Annotated in this window: 19 protein-coding genes; 5 read left to right on the forward strand and 14 right to left on the reverse strand. The window is 55.3% G+C overall.

Translation table 11 applies throughout. The annotated features are described in order from the left end of the window. Window positions 1-155 precede the first annotated feature (155 nt). From AB1L30_RS09400 to AB1L30_RS09435, 8 genes are all read right to left on the reverse strand, one after another. Entirely contained in the window at window positions 156-575 is a 420-nt protein-coding gene (locus AB1L30_RS09400) for a carboxypeptidase-like regulatory domain-containing protein (RefSeq protein ID WP_367013162.1), read from the reverse strand. A gap of 56 nt (window positions 576-631) precedes the next feature. Beyond that, complete coding sequence (locus tag AB1L30_RS09405) at window positions 632-1,660, reverse strand: DUF1559 domain-containing protein (RefSeq protein ID WP_367013163.1); 1,029 nt, start codon at window positions 1,658-1,660, stop codon at window positions 632-634. Window positions 1,661-2,070: 410 nt separating this feature from the next. Further along, entirely contained in the window at window positions 2,071-3,447 is a 1,377-nt protein-coding gene (dnaB, locus tag AB1L30_RS09410; protein WP_367013578.1) for a replicative DNA helicase, read from the reverse strand. A gap of 475 nt (window positions 3,448-3,922) precedes the next feature. Continuing rightward, a complete protein-coding gene (gene rplI / locus AB1L30_RS09415; RefSeq protein ID WP_367013164.1) occupies window positions 3,923-4,447 on the reverse strand; it encodes a 50S ribosomal protein L9 in 525 nt (174 codons plus the stop codon). Window positions 4,448-4,535: 88 nt separating this feature from the next. Next, window positions 4,536-5,048: a single-stranded DNA-binding protein gene (ssb, locus tag AB1L30_RS09420; protein ID WP_345092034.1), complete on the reverse strand. Its 513-nt coding sequence runs from the start codon at window positions 5,046-5,048 to the stop codon at window positions 4,536-4,538. A gap of 66 nt (window positions 5,049-5,114) precedes the next feature. Beyond that, the gene (gene rpsF, locus AB1L30_RS09425) at window positions 5,115-5,540 is read right to left on the reverse strand and encodes a 30S ribosomal protein S6 (RefSeq protein WP_345092031.1); all 426 of its coding nucleotides are present in this window, start codon (window positions 5,538-5,540) and stop codon (window positions 5,115-5,117) included. Between the two features lie 96 nt (window positions 5,541-5,636). Continuing rightward, window positions 5,637-6,197, reverse strand: coding sequence for an aminoacyl-tRNA hydrolase (pth, locus tag AB1L30_RS09430; protein ID WP_367013165.1), 561 nt, complete (start codon window positions 6,195-6,197; stop codon window positions 5,637-5,639). Window positions 6,198-6,238: 41 nt separating this feature from the next. Beyond that, entirely contained in the window at window positions 6,239-6,520 is a 282-nt protein-coding gene (locus AB1L30_RS09435) for a hypothetical protein (RefSeq protein ID WP_367013166.1), read from the reverse strand. Window positions 6,521-6,994: 474 nt separating this feature from the next. Between AB1L30_RS09435 and AB1L30_RS09440 the strand changes: the two genes are divergently transcribed. Further along, entirely contained in the window at window positions 6,995-7,342 is a 348-nt protein-coding gene (locus AB1L30_RS09440; RefSeq protein ID WP_367013167.1) for a co-chaperone GroES, read from the forward strand. A 39-nt stretch (window positions 7,343-7,381) separates the two neighbouring features. Here the strand turns inward: AB1L30_RS09440 and AB1L30_RS09445 are convergent, their stop codons facing one another. Both AB1L30_RS09445 and AB1L30_RS09450 read right to left on the reverse strand, forming a co-directional pair. Continuing rightward, the gene (locus AB1L30_RS09445; protein WP_345092020.1) at window positions 7,382-8,338 is read right to left on the reverse strand and encodes a ribose-phosphate pyrophosphokinase; all 957 of its coding nucleotides are present in this window, start codon (window positions 8,336-8,338) and stop codon (window positions 7,382-7,384) included. 86 nt (window positions 8,339-8,424) lie between these two features. Beyond that, the gene (locus AB1L30_RS09450; RefSeq protein WP_367013168.1) at window positions 8,425-9,177 is read right to left on the reverse strand and encodes an NTP transferase domain-containing protein; all 753 of its coding nucleotides are present in this window, start codon (window positions 9,175-9,177) and stop codon (window positions 8,425-8,427) included. Window positions 9,178-9,559: 382 nt separating this feature from the next. Between AB1L30_RS09450 and AB1L30_RS09455 the strand changes: the two genes are divergently transcribed. Then, on the forward strand, window positions 9,560-11,098 hold the full coding sequence (locus tag AB1L30_RS09455; protein WP_367013169.1) for a protein kinase: 1,539 nt from the start codon (window positions 9,560-9,562) through the stop codon (window positions 11,096-11,098). Between the two features lie 70 nt (window positions 11,099-11,168). Here the strand turns inward: AB1L30_RS09455 and AB1L30_RS09460 are convergent, their stop codons facing one another. Beyond that, the gene (locus AB1L30_RS09460) at window positions 11,169-11,879 is read right to left on the reverse strand and encodes a uracil-DNA glycosylase (protein ID WP_367013170.1); all 711 of its coding nucleotides are present in this window, start codon (window positions 11,877-11,879) and stop codon (window positions 11,169-11,171) included. 348 nt (window positions 11,880-12,227) lie between these two features. Here AB1L30_RS09460 and der point away from each other — a divergent pair, with 348 nt between their 5' ends. The 3 genes from der (at window position 12,228) to mtnA (ending at window position 16,208) form a co-directional block, all read left to right on the forward strand. Next, window positions 12,228-13,691: a ribosome biogenesis GTPase Der gene (gene der / locus AB1L30_RS09465; RefSeq protein WP_367013171.1), complete on the forward strand. Its 1,464-nt coding sequence runs from the start codon at window positions 12,228-12,230 to the stop codon at window positions 13,689-13,691. A 326-nt stretch (window positions 13,692-14,017) separates the two neighbouring features. After that, the gene (ald, locus tag AB1L30_RS09470; RefSeq protein WP_367013172.1) at window positions 14,018-15,124 is read left to right on the forward strand and encodes an alanine dehydrogenase; all 1,107 of its coding nucleotides are present in this window, start codon (window positions 14,018-14,020) and stop codon (window positions 15,122-15,124) included. Window positions 15,125-15,128: 4 nt separating this feature from the next. Continuing rightward, window positions 15,129-16,208, forward strand: coding sequence for an S-methyl-5-thioribose-1-phosphate isomerase (gene mtnA, locus AB1L30_RS09475; protein ID WP_367013173.1), 1,080 nt, complete (start codon window positions 15,129-15,131; stop codon window positions 16,206-16,208). Between the two features lie 88 nt (window positions 16,209-16,296). Here the strand turns inward: mtnA and glnA are convergent, their stop codons facing one another. The 3 genes from glnA to AB1L30_RS09490 all read right to left on the reverse strand — a co-directional run bounded on the left by glnA (window position 16,297) and on the right by AB1L30_RS09490 (window position 22,356). Beyond that, window positions 16,297-17,709 carry a type I glutamate--ammonia ligase gene (gene glnA, locus AB1L30_RS09480; RefSeq protein WP_367013174.1) on the reverse strand — a complete coding sequence of 471 codons (1,413 nt, stop codon included), beginning with the start codon at window positions 17,707-17,709 and terminating at the stop codon, window positions 16,297-16,299. Between the two features lie 167 nt (window positions 17,710-17,876). Beyond that, window positions 17,877-20,495, reverse strand: coding sequence for an MMPL family transporter (locus AB1L30_RS09485; RefSeq protein WP_367013175.1), 2,619 nt, complete (start codon window positions 20,493-20,495; stop codon window positions 17,877-17,879). A 208-nt stretch (window positions 20,496-20,703) separates the two neighbouring features. Then, window positions 20,704-22,356, reverse strand: a complete 1,653-nt coding sequence (locus AB1L30_RS09490; protein ID WP_367013176.1) for a S41 family peptidase — start codon at window positions 22,354-22,356, stop codon at window positions 20,704-20,706. Between the last annotated feature and the right edge of the window lie 434 nt (window positions 22,357-22,790).

The following is a 22,790-nucleotide window of genomic DNA, read 5'->3' on the forward strand; positions in this document are numbered from 1 at the left end:
AGGGCGTATTTCGGGCCAATCCTATTGCATTACGCCTCAAATCCAGTGCGGGCACCCTTCGACGTGGGAAGCCACAAAAAAAGAGCCCGCACAATCGGGATTGCGCAGGGCTCTTTTTACAAAGCTGCCGAACAAGTTGTGGTCTGATTAACTGCCTACAACGCGATTTCAATGGGTTCTTTCGCGTTGGGCTCGATGGTAATCGGGATATCATTGCGTGAAGGCTTGCCCTTACGAGGACGATCCGGATTTTCTTGGAAATTGGGATCGTTATTCTTTTTCTTCTCGGCCTTTCCCTTCACGTGGCCGCCGAGCACGTTGACGCGATGCTCCCCTGGTACGGCCCCCATCTGACCGTTGGAGTAACGAAGCGTGAACTCTCCATCCTCGTTGGAGCGACCATACGAAGGAGCCCCCACCTGCTGTGGATAGAACTCCATCGTCGCTCCGACTAGCGGTTGGCCATCGACGGTAATTTTTCCGGAGACCGGCGCAAGGGCCGGGCCATCGTGGGCACCGCAACCGGCAAAACCGATTGCCGCGACAAGGACGAGGCAACTGGCGATTCGTTCCATGGTTATTTTGAACTCCATATCCAACAGGAAGACAGAAATGACGCGCCTTTAGCGAATTAATACTCGCCTAGGACGCGGCCATCTTGTCGATTGGCGAGATCCATCAGGGTGTTGAATACGATATGTTCGCTAACAAACCGCACCGAGCCATCAGTCATTGTGAACATTGCTCCACCAGGATGTGCGGAAACAAACGGCGTGTTGTGACGCGGACGGTTGTACATCAGCCCGACGCCGAATGGATTGTTGACGCCAGGAGCAACGACATTGATCCCAGCACGAATCGTGGAAACACCTTTCCAATAGCTTCGTGCCTCGGACTTCGATCCACCGCCACCGCCGCCGAACAAACCGGCATCGCTCAACCACGAACGATGATCGGCCTGTTGGATTTCGCCGTTACTATCGAGGTACCGGAAATAGTTCGATTGCTCGCCAATGGCTAGTGTGTTACTGGTGCCGTCGGCGACATGACGGAACGAACAGGTATCCCCGTTCACGTCGTCGACCGCAACAAAGATGCCGTTGTAGTCCTTGCGACCGCGGTATCCATTCCAGAAGGTTGGTGAAGAAGCGTTGTAGGCACCGCTCAGGCCGGTGTAGTCGGCAATTTGATATTCGGCCGTTGCGGGGGCACCCAGGTTCTGCGTTTCACTGGAAACCGCCTGGGTATGCATCGCATCCATCGGGTTCGAAGGACAGCGGACCGATTCCATGTACAAGTTTTGGGTGATCTGCCAGTTTCGATCGAGCGAATCGGCCGCGAAATCGGTGTCGTCGTAGGTAATCTGACCGGCGGCAGCCCCTTGATCCATGAAGGCCAGAACACGAACCATCCAGCTGGCGGGCTTGCGGTTCGTCGGCGTTGGATAATGCGAGATCGGGAAACAACCGTGCGTATCGTGGTAGTTGTGAATGGCCAGACCAAGCTGCTTCAAGTTGTTGGAGCACTGCATTCGCCGGGCAGCTTCGCGGGCCTGTTGGACAGCAGGTAAAAGCAACGCGATCAGCACGCCAATGATCGCAATCACCACCAGCAACTCGACCAGCGTGAAAGCCTTGGGACGACGATTGAAATGCGGCATAGTCTGACAACTCCGTTCTCGAAACAGAAAAGGACTGATAATTCCGGATAGCCCGATGATATCGGACGATATCTCGCGATTACAAGCAATTTCTGGTCCAAAAAGCGTAACCAGGAGGCCTCGAATGGGGCATCTTTAGATTTGCCGATAACCTTATCCCCCAACGCCGTCTGTCAGTCGTCGCAAGTCAAGGGACAAAACAATTTAGGTAAAACCCAGTTTTGGACTTTGCGTTCAATAATTCTGAAAGAAGATTTCGCCCGAAATTGGCAAGAACAAACGATGCCCTTTAAAACGACGGCGAGTGCCTGAGTGCCGGGCAGGGCTGGTGATGAATTCCGCAGCGATCGAGATAAAAAAAACGCCCGGCTGCAGTTAGACAGACGGGCGTTGATGGATTGGCCATGTGGCTAGAAGCCACCTTCGCCTTGGTTGAACGCCGAGAAATCGTCGGGCTCGCGATCGAAGGCATTCTCGAATCGGGTGAAGTCTTTGAGCCAGGTCAATTTCACTTCGCCCACGGGGCCTGCACGCTGCTTACCGATGATAATTTCGGCCTGACCGGCGTGCTGCTCGCGTTCTTCGCCGTGGTGATAGTATTCTTCCCGGTGCACAAACATTACGACGTCGGCGTCCTGCTCGATAGCGCCTGATTCACGCAAGTGGCTCAGCTTCGGCTTATTGTCTTTCGACGCTTCCGCCTGGCGATTGAGCTGTGCCAGACAAAGGATCGGCACGTTCATTTCGCGAGCCAAACCCTTCAAACGTCGCGCGATTTTGGCGACCTGTTCCTGACGCGGATCGTCGGCATTGTCAGGTTCGATCAGCTGCAAATAGTCGATCACGATCAAGCCGAGACGGCGTTCGCTACGAATGATTCGCCGGGCTGAGGCCGCGATTTCTGCCACCGTTCGGCTCGGCGAGTCGTCCACAAACAAAGGCGCTTCACCCACCAGTGAAGACTTTTCGATCAAACGAGCACGGTCTTCGTGACTGAGGGTACCGTTACGAAGTCGATGACCGTTGACGCGAGCCACGCTACAAAGCAAACGATCGCAAAGTTCGACCGAACCCATTTCGAGACTGACGAACAGCACCGGCACTTTGTCGTGCACGGCGATGTTTTCGGCGATGTTCATGGCGAAGGCCGTTTTACCCATCGCCGGTCGAGCCGCCAGAATTAGAAGCTGACTGCCATGAAACCCGCTGGTCATTTCGTCCAGGTCGGCAAATCCGGTGAGCACGCCATCTTCATTGGCCTCACCCCGCAATCGCGCATCGATGCGTTCCATCGCCTCGGTGACGATTTCTCGCATGCTGGCCATGCTGCGACTGTCGCGACCGTCGAGAATCGAGAAGATTTTCTGTTCCGCACGACCAATCAGTTCTTCCGGCTTGCCTGCTTCCTGGTAGGCATCTTGCAGAATATCGGTCGCAGCAATGATCAGGTTCCGACTGGTTGCCTTCTTACGAACGATCTCGGCGTAACTGGCAGCATGGGCGGCATGCGGAACACTTCGTGCCACTTTGGCCAGGTAAGCCGCACCGCCAACGAACTCCCAGTCACCAGCGTCGCGCAGATGTTCGCTGAGCAGCGTGACGTCGATCTTCCGACCACTGTTATGCAGATCGATCATGTGCTCGAAGAGCTTCTTATTCGCGTCGTCGTAGAAGTCTTCCGGACGCAGAATCAGAATCACGTCGTCGAGGCAGTCGGGCAGAAGAATGATACTGCCCAAGACACACTGCTCGGCCTCGATGCTACACGGCGGTTGCTTATCGAGAATGTTCGTGGTGACTTCTTCTCGATCGTCGAACCGACGCTTCTTGGATTTATTGCCGCCAGTGGCCAAAGGGTATGCTCCGTCGATTAATTTGCGAGAAGGTTGACGAGTCGCGATTACCATCGTACCGCACCGGGCGAGCCTTCCCAGTCACTCGCCAGATATCGCGGCCAAAAGGTGCGGAAATCACAAGATAGCCAAGTCCAGCTACAAAAAAACTCCTCGGGGAGGCCGAGGAGTTTTTATCGATGTCCGCGGGGGATATGTCTTCAGGTCGGCTCTGGATCGAAAGAGCAGACCGAGCTCCGTCACCGGCGGAAAAAAAAGGGAGTGCGACTTACTAAGACCAACAAGCCTCGAGCCAAGGAAGGTAGGCTCAAGAGGCATGTCGTAGCGTGCTATACGTTCCCGAACGGATCGGTCGTGGAGGCACGATTAACTCAGTGCGTGAAACGCACAGAGACCTCAGGGGCAGAACTTAATCGCCCGAGACGGTCGGAACAACCCAAACCTTCAATTCCGATTCGATTTCGGCATGAAGGTGAATCTTGACGGTATACAAACCGAGTTCCTTCAGCGGACCCTGCAGGCGAACCTGATCTGGGGTGATGGTGAAGTTCTGTTCTTTCAACGCGTGAACGATTTCAACCTGACCGACACTGCCGTACAGGTGACCTTCGTCATTGGCATTAGCTTCGATGGTAACGCTCTGGCGGTTGAGCAGATCGGCGATCGCACGCAGACCAGCCAAACGCGACTTCTCAATCTCGGCCAGTTTCGCCTTGTGCTTATCAACCATCCGCTTGTGATGGGTGGTGGCGACGGTGGCGAGGCCCTGCGGAATCAGGTAGTTGTTGGCGTATCCAGGACGGACTTCGACAACATCACCTGGCTTGCCGAGGTGATCGACCGATTGAATCAACAGCAGTTCGATACCGCCGTGCTTACCTTTCGGCAAACGCTTCCAGGGACGTGCTAGGTGCTTTTCAGATCGAGTTGGCATGGTGTTGCTATTTCCAGTAATTGCCAGTGGTTTGGCGATCGTTTCTTACTTCGGGGGTGACGTCGACGTTTGTGTCGACCGCCAGCCACTAAAATGGGATGTCGTCGTCAGCACCTTGTTGGGACCCAGGTCCGCCGAAGCTGCCGTCGTCGTAGGAGTCGTAATCGTTGGCCGGTGCCTGGTTGTAACCACCGCCGCCGCCTCCTTGAGGCTGCGACTGACGCTGAGGTCGCGAAGGGCCACGGCTTGGTCCGCCGCCGCCTTGTCCTTCACGTCCACCCAGCATCTGCATCTTTTCACCAACGACACGGAGCTTGGACCGCTTTTGGCCGTCCGTTTCCCACGTATCGAGCTTGAGTCGTCCCTCAATCAGAACGGACGAACCCTTGCTCAGGTATTCACTGGCGATTTCCGCGGTGCGGCCCCAGAGGGTGACATCCACGAAGGTCGTTTCATCGACCCATTCGCCCGATTGAGTCTTTCGTCGATCATTGACCGCCAGGCCCAGCTCAGTGACGGCCGTTCCGCCCCCGGAGACATATCGTAAATCGATGTCCCGTGTCAGGTTCCCGACCAGAATAACTCGGTTGAAACTTGCCATCGTGACGCTCCTACAGGGCTAGATCGAAATCGACTGGTTAATTGCTGACGCAAGTCGGTGCAGAAGTTACTCTGCAGCTTCGACTGGTTCTTCTTCCGACGATTCTTCTTCGTCCGAGTCGTCCGATCCGCTGTCGTCCGAGTCTTCGTCGCCAGCGAACTCATGCCCTTCGGCGTGAGCGATCAGCATATCGACCAGACGTGGATCTTGCTTGATGAAGAGGAACCGCAGCATGTCATCATTGATGTTACATGCGTAGTTCAACTCGTCCATCTTCAGGCTGTCCAGGCGGAAGTAGGTCAGCCAGTAAGTGCCACGACGTTGCCCGTTGATCGGGTACGCCAGGCGCTGTTCGGCCCACATACGGCTAACCAGGATTTCGCCACCCAGCTTTTCAACCAGGGCGTTGATTTTACCGGAGACCCCACTGGGATCCTTTCCATACCGGTTGGAGTCCAGAATGAACATCCCCTCGTAAACGTAAGCCGCCAAGGTTTCTACTCCTCGAATGTCGACGTCAAAATGGTCGGTGGGTGGCAGTCGCCGCTTTGCTGGGGCATGCGACCAACCACGTTGGTAATTGAATTGCTATCCGTTGTAGTGATTCATCGTGTGCGTGATTCCCTGGGTAACCCAGTCTTCGACCGCCGAAGCGGCACGTTCCACGCACAAATCGATTTCCGGCTTTTCGACCTTCGCAAAGCTGCTCAGGACATAGCCGGCAACGTCGGCTCCTTCTCGTGGTGGCCCGATTCCGACGCGAAGCCGGGGCACCTCATCCGAGCCGAGTTTTTGAATCACATCGGCCAGTCCGTTTTGTCCGCCTGCCGATCCCTTTCCTTTGAGCCGTAATTTGGCCAGAGGAAGATTAAAATCATCGCAGACAATCAAAACGTCTTCCAGCGTCAATTTATAAAAATCGAACGCAGGACGAACGCTGTTTCCACTTTTATTCATAAAGGTGTGGGGCCAGAGAAGGAAAAGCTTCTCGCCGCCGACACCTATTTCAGTTAACTGACCGTTGAACTTGGCTTTGGGAACCGGAGCACTGTGCCGCTTGGCAAGTGTGTCCAGCACGTCGAACCCGACGTTATGCCGTGTTCCGTCGTACTTGCTTCCTGGATTTCCGAGCCCGACGACGAGTTTCATCACATCCAGTCAATCAGCACAACCGCGGCGACCAAACCGACTTAGTTACCTGGTCGGAAAAAGTCGACGTGCAGCACTTCGACACCGAAAGTGTCCCACTGGACCTCTCGCATGACGACGCTTTCGGAAACGTCTCCTTCCAGGGTGATGTTCTTCACGCCGTGGCGAACAATTGCATCGAACTGTTCGGCACAAAGCGCCAAGTGAATCACGTCCTGGCCCGCACCATAAAGCACCGCAGGAATTTGTCCTTCGCGGCGGAGGTTACGGTTGGCGAGCTTGCCGGTCTTTTCTCGCTTCGTGGCTTTGAGTGTTTCGGCCATGAAAACTAGTTCCGCAGTCAGTAAGTGTTGTCTTGGGACGACCGGGCAAAATCTGCTTTAGGTCGGTTCGTATTTATCGATAGCAGACCAGCCAAAGAGCAAATGCTCCCTGACGACCAGCTTCGTAATTTTGGAAACTGGTTATTTTGCCAAAGTCTTCGCCGTTGACAAGTCCAAACCAAGGCTCTGGCGTGATTTCGTGTCAAGCGGAATTCAACGAGGGCGAAAATGCTCAGGGAATTCGGGAGAACTTCGCTCGAGCAGTTTTCCGCAATTTTCGAGCAGCGAGTCACCCTAAGCCCAAACAAGGCTACGATTTATTCGTATTCCCTTTGTGATCGACATAACCTGCCCGGTAGTCGCTCCATCGCACTAGCTGCGAACTTTGCGGGGGATTGCTAATCCTCATTCTTTAAGAACAATTGAGCAGAATGTCCTTTCTTGTCTCTTGGAATCCCTGAATTTTCAAAGCTCATGGCAAAATCGACCCGCAGCAAAGCGATTGAATATGTCGAACCGATCGGTGCCCGTGTCCTCGTCCGCAAGGACGAACCGAAACGGACCACCAAAGGGGGCATTGCGCTGCCGGATCAGGCCGAGATCCCAACGATCACCGGTCGAATCGTGGCGATTTCCGCCCAGATCGAAAACAACGAAGACTTCCCACTTCGTCAGTACGACAAGATCTTGTTCCACCCCAAGGACGCGATCCCGGTCGATTTCGAGACCGACAACCAGTTGTTCGTGGTCCCTGTCGACGATGTCGTCGCTGTGTTCCGCCGCGAAACGGGTACCACCAAAAAGAGTAAGTCGGAAGACTAAGCCCTTCCAGGTACACACCTTCCGTGCTGGCAACGGCTTCTAGCCGATGTTCTCGCGGAACAACGCGCTAATCGACTCGTCGTTGTGGATACGTTTGATTGCTTCGCCGAGCAGCGGTGCGACCGACAAGACCCGCATGTTGCCGAGCAGTTCCTGCGACTTCTGGGGAATGGTGTCGGTCAGGATGATCTCTTTGATCGGAGCCGCTTGGAGCCGAGCCACCGCAGGTCCACACAGCACACCATGGGTCGCGGCCAGGTAGATCTCACGCGCCCCGGCCTTGTGCACCACTTTCGCCGCACCACAGATCGAACCGGCCGTGCTGATCATGTCGTCGAAGATCACGGCTGTCTTGCCTTCGACCGGACCACCGATGATGTTTTTGGTGGTGGTTTCATGAGCACTTGTACGGCGTTTATCGACGATTGCCAGCTCGCCGTTAAGGCGTCGATGATGGTTGACCGCTCGCTTGATACTCCCCGCATCAGGGCTCACGACGACAAGCTCTTCCGTTGGAATCCCAAGACTCAGGAAATAATGATTGAGCACCGGCGAAGCATTCAGGTGGTCGACCGGAACATTAAAGAAGCCCTGAATCTGGGCGGCATGCAAATCCATCGTCAGTACGCGATCGGCACCGGCACTGGTGATCAAGTCGGCCACCAGTTTGGCGGTAATCGGCACGCGGCCTTCGTCTTTACGGTCCTGGCGTGCATAACCGTAGTAAGGGATCACCGCGGTGATTCGCTCGGCACTGGCCCGTCGACAACTGTCGATCATGACCAGCAGCTCAATCAGGTTGTTGTTCACCGGTGGGCAAGTCGGCTGAACCAGAAAGACATCGCGGCCACGCACGTCTTCCTCGATCTTGCACTGGATTTCTCCGTCCGGAAACTCACCCAGCGTCACACGACCCAGCTTCAGATGCAAGAAGTTGCAAACATCTTCGGCAAGTTTGGGATTGGCGCGACCGCTAAAGATTTTGATCTCACGCATGACGTAAATTGGGCAACCGGCTGGAAGTTATCGAAAAAAGACGCCACGAACAAAGAAAGGGGCAACCTGCCCCTCAAATGACTTCATCACGAAGCATTGTAACCAATTTCGCTCATCACACGCTCTACTTCGGCCAATTGCTCGCGAGAGTTGATGCTATATGCTTCACACGCTTTGAGCACCGGTAACGCGTCGACCTTATCCCCCAAACCTTTGAGGATCTTCGGGCAGTCAGTCAGGTAGTACTCGCCCTGAGCGTTTTCGTTGCTCAAGCGGCCCAGTGCCTCGACCAGGCGCGGAGCGGCGAACACGTAGGTGCTCATGTTGACTTCGTTGATCGCACGCTGCTCAGGGGTGGCATCTTTCTCTTCCACAATCCCCTCGAAGATTCCGTCAGCATCACGCACGATTCGCCCCAATCCCGTGGGGTCTTCACGTTTAAGGGTCCCGAGAAGGCAAGTATGTCCGCCAGACTCGAACGCCTCGAATAGTTCTTTCAAAGAAGATGGTTGAACCAGCGGCGAATCGCCTGCCAGGACCACCACATTGCCATCGACCGACTTCAGTTCGTCGACGCACATTTGAACGGCGTGGCCGGTGCCTAACTGCTCGGTTTGTTCTACGAAAACGATATCAGAATGCCCTGCCAACGCTTGGCGAACGTCGTCCGCCCGGTACCCGACGACACAGATTATCTTCTCAACCCCGACTTCACGCAGCGCATCGAGCACAAACTCAATCATGGGACGTCCCAGGACTGGGAACAGCACCTTCGGCATCTCCGATTGCATTCTGGTTCCCTTACCGGCAGCCAGAACAACCGCAATCCGTTTTCCCATTTTGCCTACTCGCTCGAGGCCATGAAGCTCGCAACCACCACCGGACAGGGCTGAATGCCGTCCGTAAACGGTCGTATCTTGGCATTTTTCGCCAGCAGTTTCCAGGGGCTTCGAAACCAGGTTCGACCATTGAAGCGGACGGAATCATTGACCTGGAAATCACTTACGAGATCGACAAGAAATTTGGGGAGCGATCAACCCAAGACACACCCACCCCCTCCAAAGAGCCCTTTCAAGTGAAATAATTCCCGTTTTCGCAATTTGCTTTCGACTGCGAAGTCGAATACCATGAGGGGCGGAACAGAATCGTCTCATCCTTGCATTCTCAATCAGACGGAAGAGGTGCCCTGGTCGCTGCTGGACGGTCAGGCCCGGAAGTTATATGGCTGATCTCACCGCTGAAGAATTTGCGCAGCGCGTAATCGATTTCAATCTCTTAGAACATCGCCAGGTCGAACAGGTCTGGAGCGAGCTTGGAACTCGAGAAGTATCGCTGGGTGAATTCCAGAACTTAATGCTCCGTAAAGAGCTCCTCACCAACTACCAGGTCGAACGTGTCATCAAAGGCCTTCGGACCGGTTATTTCTATGGTGACTACAAGGCTCTCTACATGATCGGAACCGGTACGTTCGCGCGCGTGTTCCGAACCGTTCATAAAGACACCGGAAAAGTCGTGGCAGCCAAAGTGCTTCGACGTCGGTTCAGTGAAGACCCGAAACGTGCTTCCCAGTTCATGACCGAAGGAGAACTCGGCAAGGGGCTTCGTCACCCGAACATCTGCCCGATCTATGAAGTCCACTCCGAGACTTCGATGTACCAGCAGGGCACCAATTACTTTCTGATCATTGAATTCATCGAAGGGCAAAACCTTCGCGACCTGTTGCGGATCCGTGGGAAGTTTAACCCCAAGGAAGCGACGCAGTTGATGATCGACATTACATCGGGTCTGGCTTACGCTGCCGAACGTGGTTTGACGCACCGCGACTTGAAGACCTCGAACGTGCTGATTTCGTCGAAGGGACGTGCCAAGCTGGTCGACTTTGGTCTGGCGGCATTCGCAGAACAAGTCAGCGAAGATGGCCAGGCGACCAACCCTCGAACGGTCGACTACGCCGGTCTCGAAATCGCGACAGGCGCTCCGCGAGACGATCCTCGCAGCGATATCTATTTCGCTGGCGCGATCTATTACCACATGCTGACCGGCGAGATTCCACTCTACGAAACTCGTGATCGTCAGAAGCGTTTGGCAGCGGCTCGTTACTTAAACATCGAACCGATCGCCAAGGTTGCACCGGATCTCCCTCGTTCGGTCGCCAGCGTGGTGATGAAGGCGATGGATACGAATCCGGATCGACGTTATCAGTCCACCGGCCATATGCTGATGGACCTGAAAATGGCTGCGAAACGCCTGGAGATGGGGGATGAGTCCGCCGCAGGCGAGATCCGCGGCAAGCTCGAAGCTCAGAACGAAGCTCGCATCGCGAAACAGTTCGAGGGTTACAACAAGACGATCATGATCGTCGAATCGAACATGGACATGCAGGACATGCTTCGCGACCGCTTGAAGAAGTATGGTTACCGCGTCCTGGTGATCAGCGATCCGCAACGGGCACTCGCCCGTTTCGCAGAAGACTCGAACCCGGCCGATATTATCGTCTTCAGTGCGATCGATATGGGGGCGGCAGCTTTGGAAGGCTTCAATCAGTTCGCCGAAGGAACGCACACCAAGGACAAGCCTGCGGTGCTGATCGTGAAGGAACGTCAGAAGTCGATTCGGGAAGCTGCCCAACTGGGCGAGAACCGAGCCATGATGACCATGCCGATCAAGGTTCGTGAACTTCGCAAGCTGATCCACGAGCTATTGAAAGATCCGCTCGATCCTGAAGAAGAAGATGCCGAAACAGGGGCCAGTGCCACCTAAGGCATTGGCGATCGAACCACTTAAAAAAAGCCGCTCCAATTCGAGTGGCTTTTTTCATATCAGTTCGGTGTTACTTCGAGGGGCGCGGGATCGGAATGCCCATATCCTTGAGCATCATCTTCATATCTTCCCACACATCCTTCTTGGCGGAAGGATTCCGCAGAAGGTAAGCCGGGTGATAGGTCACCACAACCTTGCTTCCCCGGTAGGGATGGAACTGCCCCCGCAGCTTGCCGATTGGTGCAGCCGACTCCAACAGATTGGTAATCGCGAACCGCCCGAGGCAGACAATGTATTCCGGCTGAATGATTTCCAACTGTCGTTCGAAATAGGGGCGGCAGTTCTCGTTTTCTTCCGTCGTGGGATTGCGATTGCCAGGGGGACGGCATTTCAGCGTGTTGAGGATGTAAACATCACTCCTCTGGAACGAGCAAGCCTCGATAATCTGCGTCAGCAGCTTCCCTGCGCGACCGACAAACGGTTCGCCCAGTCGATCCTCGTCCGCACCAGGGGCTTCGCCAAAGAAGGCAATACGAGCTTTCGCGCTGCCTACACCGAACACGGTTTGAGTTCGCGTTTTTGCCAATTCCGCACAAAGCGTACAGCCTGCCACAGTCGCTCGGAGGGTATCGAGCCGCTCCTGGCGTTCTTCGACCGACAAAGTGGCAAATTCTTTGGGCCATGGCTCGCCGGGCGAACTTGGCTTGGCAGGCATCGGTGCCGCCGTCCGTGGCGCTGGCTTGGAAGCCGGGGCTTCGGCGACCTTTTTAGGCTTCGGCATCTCGCTCAATCCTTGCGGGGCAGGAGTTTCCGACGCTACGACTGGCGATTCAGGGGGTGCCTTGGGCAACGCCAGTCCAGCCTGTTTGGCTAGGAAAGAAACACCCGAGGCCTGCCAGGCTTGGGCCTGTTGTAGCAATGCTCGGCGAATTTCGGGCTGATCCATGCCAGTCGATTTGTAGTGAGAAAGTCGGAATCGTGCCGAGAAATCACGTCGCTTGGGCAAGGCGAGGAAGTTTTCCCTTACTCAAGCGTGCCCTGGCACGTAAAATGAAGTTCAAGCATATTAGGGTAAGTAATTCATGCTTTCCTGTCATCCACACACGCACCCTGAGTGAATTCTGCCCCAATGGCGGTACCCCAAGTAGTAATCATCGGTCGACCGAACGTCGGTAAATCCAGCATCTTCAATTGGCTGGCCGGGCGTCGCTTGGCCATCGTTGACGACGTCGCAGGCGTGACCCGCGATCGTATGGTCCACCTTCAAAAGTGGAACGAACGCTTTTTTGAAATCGTCGACACCGGGGGTATTGGCGTAAATGACGTCGATAACCTGACCGAAGAAATCGAACGGCAAATTCAAATCGCCATCGATTCGGCGGACGTGATCTTGTTCGTTGTCGACGTACGTAGCGGCATGCTTCCTCTCGATCAGAAGGTGGCCCAGCGTCTCCGCAAGATCGACAAGCCAGTCGTGCTGGTCGCCAACAAGTCGGACGCTCCGCAGATGGACGCCGAGGCCGACCAGTTCTATCGCCTTGGTCGTGGCAAGCTAGTCGCCGTCAGTACCCTGCAGAATCGAAATAAGAGCGACCTGTTAGATGTGATTGTCGATCGCCTGCCAGAAAGCGATCTGACAGCGACTGACGGGTCCGATCCAGAGATGAAGGTAGCGATCGTCGGACGAAGAAATGTCGGCAAAAGCACCTTCGTCAATACATTGGCCCAGGCAGAGCGTATGATCGTCAGCGAAGTCGCCGGTACGACTCGCGACAGTGTCGACGTTCGGTTCGAGCTTGATGGCAAGTCGTTCGTCGCGATCGACACACCTGGTTTGCGTCGCCGCGTGAGCGTGAAGACCGACATCGACTACTACAGCACCCACCGTGCTGAGCGAAGTATTCGTCACGCCGACATGACGCTGATGTTCTTCGATGCGTCGCAGCAAATCAGCAAAGTCGACAAGCAACTTGTTCGTTACATCAGCGACGAATTCAAGCCATGTATCTTCGTGGTCAACAAATGGGATCTGTATCACACGCAGATGCCAACCGACCGCTGGGCAACGTACTTGCACGAGACGTTCCCGATGATGTCGCACGTCCCAATCGCGTTCATCACCGGTCAGACCGGCAAGAATGTGAAGACGCTGCTGAATCACGCCCAGATGCTGTATAAGCAGTCGCTTTCGCGTATCGGTACCGGCGAGCTGAACCGCATCTTGAAAGAGATCATCGAGCGACATCCGCCACCGTTGTACAAGAACCGCAAGCCGAAGGTTTACTACGCCACACAGGTCGGTGTGCAGCCTCCAACGTTCGTGCTGATGGTGAATATGCCGAAGGCGTTCTCCCCTTCGTATCAGCGTTATTTGATCTCGTCGTTCCGCGACGCGGTCCCCTTCCCTGAGGTGCCGATCAAGATCTACCTCAAGAAGCGGGAATCCGCAGACGAACGCGACGACTTCGGATCGCGGCGAGGCTCTTCTTCCGCTCCGCTAGACCCACACGAAGATGACTTCGACTCGCAAGTGATCGACCAGGGCGACGAAGCATCGGAAGACCATCTCGACGACGTCAACGAAGAAGCATAACCATCCAAGGCTGCCGAATCCCGGCAGCCTTTCTTTTTGCGCAGATATCTTCCTTCAACCGCATGGGTAAGTTGCCCTATCCCTGATTGCGGTCCCGCCGAACCAGAGGAAAGAAATTGCTTTCCGTGGATATAGATTCGGTCCACAAGACGGCACGAACGGTCTAGTCAATTTCCCGTCTTTCTCGGCCAAAAGGTGCGCGAAATATGAACAATTTCGCGCGGTGAGCCCATGTCCTAATTCACGCGGAAATGTTTCAATACGAACTGCCCCCATCACCGTGCATTTTACTTTCCACAGGTTCGTGAAGTTGAAAAGGCTGACTAATGATCGTTGGTGTTCCTAAAGAAGTGAAGCGGGATGAATACCGCATCGCCCTCTTGCCGGTCGGGGCTGAAGAATTGGTCCTCGCTGGCCATAAAGTGATTATCGAGAAGGACGCCGGAATTGGATCAGGGCTGACCAACGAACAATACATCGAAGCTGGCGCGATCCTGGTCGATACGGCGGAAGAAGTCTTCTCGCAGGCCGACATGATCTTGAAGGTCAAAGAACCTCAGCCAGAAGAGTTTCCGCTGATTCGCAAGGGTCAGATCGTCTTCACTTACTTCCACTTTGCCGCGAGCCTGGAACTGACCCAGGGCATGATCGACTCAGGTGCGATCTGCCTGGCGTATGAAACCTTGCGAGATGCCAGGGGAACGCTTCCGCTGCTGACGCCGATGAGCGAAGTCGCTGGTCGCATGAGCATTCAGGAAGGTGCCAAGTACCTGGAAAAGCCGCAGATGGGTCAAGGAATTCTGCTAGGTGGTGTTCCAGGGGTGGCTCCAGCTCATATCACGATCCTGGGTGGCGGTATCGTCGGTGCGAACGCCGCCAAGATCGCTGCTGGTTTCAACGCCGACGTGAACATTCTTGATATCAACATGGACCGCCTGCGGTACCTGGATGACGTGATGCCGCCGAACGTGAACGTTCTATTCAGCGATCGCCACGTGATTCGTCATCAGTTGCAGCTGGCTGACCTCGTGATTGGTGCCGTGCTGATCCCCGGAGCCAAGGCTCCGATGCTGGTTTCGCGGGAAGATCTCTCGCTGATGAAGCCTGGTAGCGTGATCATCGACGTCGCCGTCGACCAGGGTGGCTGCATCGAAACCTCGAAGCCAACTTCGCACAGCAGCCCGACCTATATGATTGATGATGTGTTACACTACTGCGTGGCCAACATGCCTGGTGCAGTCGGCCGAACCAGTACGTTCGCCCTGTGCAATGTGACGTTGCCATGGGCACTGCGTGTCGCGAATCAAGGTATCGAGAAGTCGCTGGCCCAATCGCCGGAACTTCAAACGGCTTTGAATGTTCATACCGGTCGCGTAACCAACAAGCCGGTCGCAGACACGTTCGACCTTCCATTCGAACCACTCTCGATCTGAACTGATGACAACTGCCAATCCCCAGACTGCTGCTCCTGATCCGATCCGTTTCGTTGGCGAAACCGATGGTCACCTTGTTTTGATTGACCAGACCCAGCTACCGGTCGACCTGATCTACATCGACTGTCGCGATGTCGAGACCGTATGGGAGGCGATCAAAATGCTGCGTGTTCGAGGAGCACCGGCGATTGGCATTGCCGCGGCTTATGGCGTGGTGGTCGGAATGCAGACCGCCACCGAGAAGTCGCTGGAAGATTTCGAGGCTCGCTTTCACGAAGTGGTCGAGTACTTGGCCGGTAGCCGCCCAACGGCGGTCAACTTGTTCTGGGCACTCGATCGCTTGAAGGCGACCTTCGCCGCTGAGAAGGAAGCAGGCAAGTCGGTTTCCGACATTCACTCGGCCTTGCTCGCCGAAGCTCGCTTCATCCATGAAGACGATCGCCAGGTTTGCCGCGCGATCGGTCGTCATGGTGCCGAGCTGATCGAACCAGGGTTCGGTATTCTCACCCACTGCAATGCAGGCGGTCTGGCAACGGCCGACTATGGTACCGCGCTGGCCGTGATGTTCACGTGTCACGACCAAGACAAAGGCATTCATGTCTATGTCGACGAAACACGTCCGCTTCTGCAGGGATCGCGTTTGACGGCCTGGGAACTGGTCCAGCGTGAGATTCCCGCCACGCTGATCTGCGATAACATGGCCGCCCAGGTCATGAAAGAAGGTCGCGTCAACGCGGTGATCACCGGTGCCGATCGTATCGCCGCCAATGGCGACTCGGCCAACAAGATCGGAACTTACGGCGTCGCTTTGCTGGCCAAAGCCCACGGAATTCCGTTCTACATTGCCGCTCCGATCAGCACGTTCGATCTCACATTGCCAACCGGCGAAGGAATCCCGATCGAACAACGTGATGCCGTGGAAATCATCCATGGCATGGGCAAGCAAACGGCTCCGGCCAACGTTCATGTCTACAACCCGGCCTTCGACGTCACGCCTGCTGAGTTGATTGCAGGCATCATCACCGAGAAAGGTGTGATCTCGCCCGTCACGCCTGAAAACGTGGCCCAGGTCGTCGCGAGTTAAGCGGCTTCTTTGCGAACATCAAACCATGAAAAAGGCCCACGTTCGGAACCGAACGTGGGCCTTTTTTGTCTTTCGGCTACGACTTGAATTAGATGTCGTAGTATAAGCAGAACTCGTACGGATGCGGACGCAAACGGATGGCGTCGGCTTCGTTCTTTCGCTTGTATTCGATCCAGGTTTCGATGACGTCCTTGGTGAACACGTCCCCTCGCAGCAGGAAGTCGTGGTCGGCCGCCAACGCATCAAGGGCTTCATCGAGCGAGCCTGGTGTCTTCGGCACGGCGGCCGCTTCTTCCGGTGGCAAGTCGTAGATATCTTTGTCGAGCGGCTGACCAGGATCGATCTTGTTCTGAATCCCGTCGATAGCGGCCATCGTGATCGCGGCAAACGCTAGGTAAGGATTACAGGTCGGATCGGGACAACGGAACTCGACTCGTTTCGCCTTTGGACTTGGGCTGTACATTGGAATGCGGCACGAAGCCGAACGATTCCGCTGCGAGTAAGCCAAGTTCACTGGGGCCTCGTAGCCAGGGACCAATCGCTTATAGCTGTTGGTCGTCGGATTGGTGAACGCCAAGACCGCCGGAGCATGCTTCAGCAAACCACCGATCGCATGCAAAGCCGTTTCGCTGAGACCTGCGTAACCGTTGCCTGCGAAGAGAGGCTCGTTGTCTTTCCAGAACGAGAAGTGGGTATGCATCCCGCTGCCGTTGTCGCCGAAGATCGGCTTCGGCATGAAGGTCGCGGTGCGATTGTTGCGTTTGGCGACGTTCTTGATCACGTACTTGTAGATCAACAGATCGTCGGCCATACGGACCATTTCGTTGAACCGCATGTCGATTTCGCACTGCCCTGCCGTCGAGACTTCGTGATGCTGGGCTTCAACATTCAGACCACACTCAATCATGGTCTGCATCATCTCATTCCGCAGATCCATCAACGAGTCGGCCGGAGGCACCGGAAAGTAGCCTTCCTTATGACGCAGCTTGTAACCAAGGTTTGGACCTTCGTCGCGACCACGGTTCCACTCCCCTTCCACGCTGTCGACGTAATAGAACCCGTGCTGGGCCCGTTGATCGAAACGCACGTCATCGAACACAAAGAACTCGGCTTCCGGGCCGATGAAGCAGGTATCGGCGATGCCGGTGCTCTTCAAGTAGTTCGCTGCTTTGCGGCAAACGTTACGAGGATCACGCGAATAATCTTCACGGGTGATCGGGTCTTGGATGTTGCAGATCAAGACCAGCGTTGGCAACTGCGTGAAAGGATCGACGAACGCGGTATCAGGCTGTGGAACAACCAGCATGTCGCTCTCGTTGATGGCTTGCCAACCGCGAATGCTCGAGCCGTCGAAACCGAGGCCATCCTCGAACGTGTCTTCACTGAGATGGCTTACCGGGATCGTAAAATGCTGCCAGAGGCCGGGAAAGTCCATGAATCGAAAATCCACGGCTTTCACGTCGTTTTCTCGGCACAGAGCCAAGACTTCTTTTGGCGTCATGTGGGGGCTCTCTTTCTGTTCGATGTGGACGCGGGGCAGTCTGATAGAGGGAACCGAGAAACCACCTGACGCTACAAGAACTCAAGTGGTGTTTCGATTCCTGAGCGAATTCACAATATGGCGCTTTCAGTCAGGCTATTCAATTGGCCCCAGCGAATTTCTTAGCATCACTCGGTCGCGATCGATTCCAATTCAGGCTCTTTCGTGTACCGATTCATCAGCGCCAGGAAGCAAGGTAGCATCACGGTTCGCACAACAAACGTATCGAGAAGAACCCCCACCGTCAGGGCGAATCCGATTTCAATCACGCCCAGCAAGGTTCCCATGCACATCGAAGCAAACGTACCTGCCATGACCAGGCCGCAGCTTGTGATGATGCCACCGGTCGTTGAAATCCCGCGTAAGAGCCCCTGCCGCAAGCCAAGCCGCTTTTGTTCTTCAAACACCCGCGTCGCCAGGTAGACGTTATAGTCCTGGCCAATGGCTGCCAGAATCACAAACAGGAACAACGGCACCTTCCAGTCGAGTGCCTGATAGGTGTCGGCATAAACAAAACGGAAGAACGTTTCGGTTATGCCCAGCGTCACGTAATAACTGAACAACACCGACAGGATCATGTAGGCACAAACCATCGGTCTTCGCAGAATCACCAGGAGCACCAGAAACACAGCTACGATGACGCCAATCTCGATTCGTTTTTGATCGCGCCGCGTGACAATCATCAGGTCCCGAATTGATGGCGTCGTTCCTTGGACGAAGATCTTCGTTTCGTTCCATGGCGGCGGCATCGTTTCGATCTTCGCGGTGATGTCTTGCTGAACCTTCTGCAGCAAATCGATCGCTTCGTTCGAGAATGGATTGCAGTCGAACAGGACCCGAACGAGAGCAATCTGCCCCCCTAACTGCTCGTTCTCCGCCAGAAAGAAATCCTTCGTCCCGCGGTGGCTCTTTCGCATCAGTTTGCCGATACCACGCGATGAAAATGAATAGCGAGTCGGAGCGTCGCCCAGCGGCTGCTCGCTGGTGAAGACCCGCTCGATATCTTCGTCCGATCCATGAATGGTTGTCGCGATGTCGGAAATAAACTTCTTCCCTTCCCAGGTGCTGAACTGCCCGGTCGGATTGACCAGCAGGATGGTCATCGGGCCGCTTTCGCCGAGAGGAAAATGTTTGCGGATCTGCAGCGCGGTCTGCTTGGCCATACGATCGTTTCCGAGATCGCCGAACAAATCGTACGAGACGGGGATCGCATCCCCCGTGGTGATTCGGCGATAGATACTCGGCACGCCGACAATCCCCAGCAGCAGCACAACAACCGTCAGCGTAAGCCCAGGTCGGTAACAAACCCAGTGCGAAATCTGATCCCACCAGGCTGCCGACACGGGACGGCTTTTCTCGACGAATTGGTCGGTGTCTCCCCACGGCCAGAACAGTAGCGGCCCGAGAAACTTCATGATCGCCGGTGCCAAGGTCAAACAGGTCAGGAGCGTCACCAGCAAACACAGGCCGATCGCCGGACCACTGTTACGGTACTTCTCGAAATCGGCGAAGAACATCATGCCAAGTCCAACGACCGTGGTCATGGCGCTCGCTGTTAACGCTTCGCCGACCCCTGCCAATGCCTTGCTGATCGCAAGTTGATGATCACGGCAAGCGGCCAGTTCTTCGCGGTAACGTCCGATAAGAAATAGACAGAAGTCCGTCCCTGCCCCGAATAAGATCACGACGATAAAGATGCGTGATGTTTTGAAGACCTTGAAATCGAACCAGTCCATCCCTGGCAGTAAATGGACTTGTGTAAGTAAGGCGACCAGCCAGGACGAAATGATGAATGACACCGCAATCGAAAGCAGCGGCACCGTCAGCATCATCGGCGTGCGATAGATGACCAGCAGAATGACGATGACCAGCAGGATCGTATAGAGCTCGGTGTTGGCGATACTCTCCTTCGCAGCCAGCAGCATCTCGCCGCCGATTGCTGCATTGCCGGTCACGCCGATCTGCAAATGCTTGAGCCCTGCCTCGTCCGCCTTCTTTCGCCACGTCTCGACGTATTGGCTGGCCTCTTGCAGGACGCGAATGTTATCGGTCGCCATGAACTCATTCCGCGACTCGACAACGACGAGCACCGCGTGGCCATCTTTGCTGGTCAGCATATCTCCACGGACCGGCGTGTGACGCGTCAGCACGTCGAACTGGTTCCAGTTGAATGGATCGTCCGGCACAAGCTGCGGTGACTTCTCTTTTAACTCAGGGTTCAGCGTCGTGGCTTGCTCCAGAAACTGCTGCTCCCCTGCTTCGTTCCCCATCGCTTTGCTGGCCAACGCGAGGTTCCACAGCGGATGCCAGCTTTTCGAGTCCAACAGCGCCGCTTCTTCCCAGGCCGCAATGGCTCCGACATAAGGACTTTCATCCTCCCCTGCATCGTCCGATTTCTCTTCGCTGGCTGGCTTCACATCGCGAAAGAGAAACATTCCCTGGGCGTTTTGCAGTGGCGACGCCATTCGATCTGCAAGCCGCAGATCTTCTTCATCCAGGGGCTCGTCCTCGCGTGAGATCGCAAACACGATTTGGCTTTTGGCCTGGCGCTGTGGGAATGCGTCGCGATAAAGCTTTTCTGCGATCGAGCTAGGCATGTTCGCCGGAAGAAACGCCAGATCGCCATCCAGGGTAACATCGTCCCAATGTGGGGGCGTCACGGCAGCCACCAGGGTAAACACCGTCCAGAAAACGATGATTACCAGCGAGAAGCGAACAACGAACTTCCCTAGCTGTTCGAAAAACAAAACGTGGTGCCTTGGCCATGGGCAAGAGAACAACGGACAGCAGTCTTCATCGATACAGACCGCCTAAACCGATTCATCGTAACGCTTGGCCCACAGGTCGCCAACCAGTCTGTTTCCCGCTGTTGGGGGAGACAAAAAAAGCCGAGGCTCGATCAGGCGAACTGCTCGAGCCTCGGCAAACTTACGTCGAAACCGGGAGTGACGTAGCTTATCGTTGATCTTGAGTACGGGTCGAAAGCCCAGGCACACCCAGCAACTGGCGAGCGGCGACAACGCCTGCTTCCATCACCGGGTCTCCTTTCGGAGCAGCCTCGAATGCTTGCTTCATCTCGTCCAGGTCTGGCTTGGCAGCAATGCGAACATTGACGTCCGGCGTCACGCCGTTACGGCTGATGGCCCGACCACTTGGCGAGAAGAACTTGGCCGTCGTCAGGCGAAGCCCGGTGCCGCCGGTAGCCAGTGGGAAGATCCCCTGCACCGAACCCTTACCGTAGCTGCGTTGGCCGACAACCGTGCCGCGACGATGGTCTCGGATCGCACCGGCGAAGATCTCGCTGGCACTGGCCGAGTTCGAGTCGATCAGCACGACCAGGGGCACTCGCCAGGTACCTGGCATGTGAGCGGTATAGTCAAAGTCTTCGCGAGCGTTGCGACCGCGAGTCGAAACGATCGTTCCTTGTTCGACGAACAGGTCAACCATGTCGACCGAAGCTGTCAGCAGACCGCCTGGGTTGCCTCGCAGGTCGATGACAAGGGCTCGCATCCCATCGCGGTGCAGTTTCCACAGTGCCGAGCTCAGGTCGGCTGGTGTGTTCTTCTGGAAGCTGGTGATCTTCAGATAACCGATCTTCGATTCTTGGTCCATGATGTGGATGTTGTCGACGCTAGGCACTTCGACACGATCACGGCGAACTTGCAGGTCGCGAGGTGGCTGGCCCGGACTGAGGATCGTGACGCGAACGGACGAGCCGATCGGGCCCTTCAGCATATCGGCGGCTTTCTCAGTCGAGATGATTTCGGTCTGCTGACCGTCGACAGCCACGATGCGATCGCCTGAACGAATTCCGGCCTGGTGGGCTGGACTGCCGTCGATGGCGTGCACAATCAACAGGTTGCCTTCGTCAGCCTTCAGTTCCACACCCAGACCGACGAAGTTGCCTTCGATCTGCGAGTAAACTTCAGTCAACTGATCCTGAGTCAGGAAGCTGGTATAAGGATCGAGCGACGCGGCCGTTCCACAAGCGAATTCCAGGATAGTCGCGGTTGGCGAAACTCCCAGATTCTGCCACATCAGTTCGGCAGCGTAGTTGGCCGTTTCAACCGCCTGCTGCGGCGTGGTGACGCCCTGCCAGTTGACGTTTTCATTCAACAGGCGACGAACTTGTTCAATGCGATTGCGATCAACGTTCTGCAGATTCTTGCGGCTGAAGATCTCTTCCTTCAAGGCCACGTCCAACTGCTTCACACCTTCGCGGCTAACTTCATTCCAGCGTGGCGAATCAACATAGCTGGCCTGAATCTTCTTAAGAACTTCGTCGTAAAGACGTAAGGCGTCGTCGCGGGTCATCGTCTGGACCGAGCGAACGAAGCTTTGATCGGTATAGCGACGGCCAACGTCGTAATGCAGACGAGCCAGATTCGCTTTTCGTTGGACGCTAGAATCGAAGCCGTGCAGTCGCAAAGCATCTTCATAGAAGGTCAACGCTTCGCCCCAACGACCCTGGCGTTCCAGTTGCTCGCCGTTGGCCAGCACTTCACGCACGGCCGTTTCATCAATGCGAGCTTCGTCGGGGATCCGGATCTGACCGAAAACGGTTGCCGGAGCGAGCGTCACGAGGGCGAGCAGAAGAGCGATCGCCAACTTATATGGTTTGTTTACTGTGTGCATAATCCGTCGCAGCGTCCAGTGTCCGTGGTTGCCGGAAATGACACAGCAATTTCAGCGCCAAAAGAGATGGCATGGCGCCAAGCAAGGGTCGAAGTACCGGCAACTGGGGGGAGTGAATCTCGTGAAGGACGGGCCACTAATTCGACCCAGTCCACTATAGATCACGAAAATGCCCTGGTCAAAAATTCGACGGCCGTTTTTGGCGGGATATCTTCCCTAGAAACGCTACAGCCCGACCTCACGGTTCCGGTGAATCGGGTTAAGCCTAGTCTCGAAGATTACGTCGATCGCGCTTCCTGGCGCTGCGGTACTTCCTGAACCGATCCTACATCGGGCTTCCTATCGCACTGTATTGTATGCAGAATGTCCCGAATTGGTTCATATCGGAACCAAAAACCGTGCGAATT

This window comes from Bremerella sp. JC817, from assembly GCF_040718835.1.
Taxonomy (GTDB): Bacteria; Planctomycetota; Planctomycetia; order Pirellulales; family Pirellulaceae; genus Bremerella.

Excerpts from the sequence above, each read along its gene's own strand:
- AB1L30_RS09400 (WP_367013162.1), bottom strand. The coding sequence starts at position 575 with ATGGAACGAATCGCCAGTTGCCTCGTCCTTGTCGCGGCAATCGGTTTT.
- AB1L30_RS09405 (WP_367013163.1), bottom strand. The coding sequence starts at position 1,660 with ATGCCGCATTTCAATCGTCGTCCCAAGGCTTTCACGCTGGTCGAGTTG.
- rplI (WP_367013164.1), bottom strand. The coding sequence starts at position 4,447 with ATGCCAACTCGATCTGAAAAGCACCTAGCACGTCCCTGGAAGCGTTTG.
- ssb (WP_345092034.1), bottom strand. The coding sequence starts at position 5,048 with ATGGCAAGTTTCAACCGAGTTATTCTGGTCGGGAACCTGACACGGGAC.
- pth (WP_367013165.1), bottom strand. The coding sequence starts at position 6,197 with ATGAAACTCGTCGTCGGGCTCGGAAATCCAGGAAGCAAGTACGACGGA.
- AB1L30_RS09435 (WP_367013166.1), bottom strand. The coding sequence starts at position 6,520 with ATGGCCGAAACACTCAAAGCCACGAAGCGAGAAAAGACCGGCAAGCTC.
- AB1L30_RS09440 (WP_367013167.1), top strand. The coding sequence starts at position 6,995 with ATGGCAAAATCGACCCGCAGCAAAGCGATTGAATATGTCGAACCGATC.
- AB1L30_RS09445 (WP_345092020.1), bottom strand. The coding sequence starts at position 8,338 with ATGCGTGAGATCAAAATCTTTAGCGGTCGCGCCAATCCCAAACTTGCC.
- AB1L30_RS09450 (WP_367013168.1), bottom strand. The coding sequence starts at position 9,177 with ATGGGAAAACGGATTGCGGTTGTTCTGGCTGCCGGTAAGGGAACCAGA.
- AB1L30_RS09455 (WP_367013169.1), top strand. The coding sequence starts at position 9,560 with ATGGCTGATCTCACCGCTGAAGAATTTGCGCAGCGCGTAATCGATTTC.
- AB1L30_RS09460 (WP_367013170.1), bottom strand. The coding sequence starts at position 11,879 with ATGCCGAAGCCTAAAAAGGTCGCCGAAGCCCCGGCTTCCAAGCCAGCG.
- der (WP_367013171.1), top strand. The coding sequence starts at position 12,228 with ATGGCGGTACCCCAAGTAGTAATCATCGGTCGACCGAACGTCGGTAAA.
- ald (WP_367013172.1), top strand. The coding sequence starts at position 14,018 with ATGATCGTTGGTGTTCCTAAAGAAGTGAAGCGGGATGAATACCGCATC.
- mtnA (WP_367013173.1), top strand. The coding sequence starts at position 15,129 with ATGACAACTGCCAATCCCCAGACTGCTGCTCCTGATCCGATCCGTTTC.
- glnA (WP_367013174.1), bottom strand. The coding sequence starts at position 17,709 with ATGACGCCAAAAGAAGTCTTGGCTCTGTGCCGAGAAAACGACGTGAAA.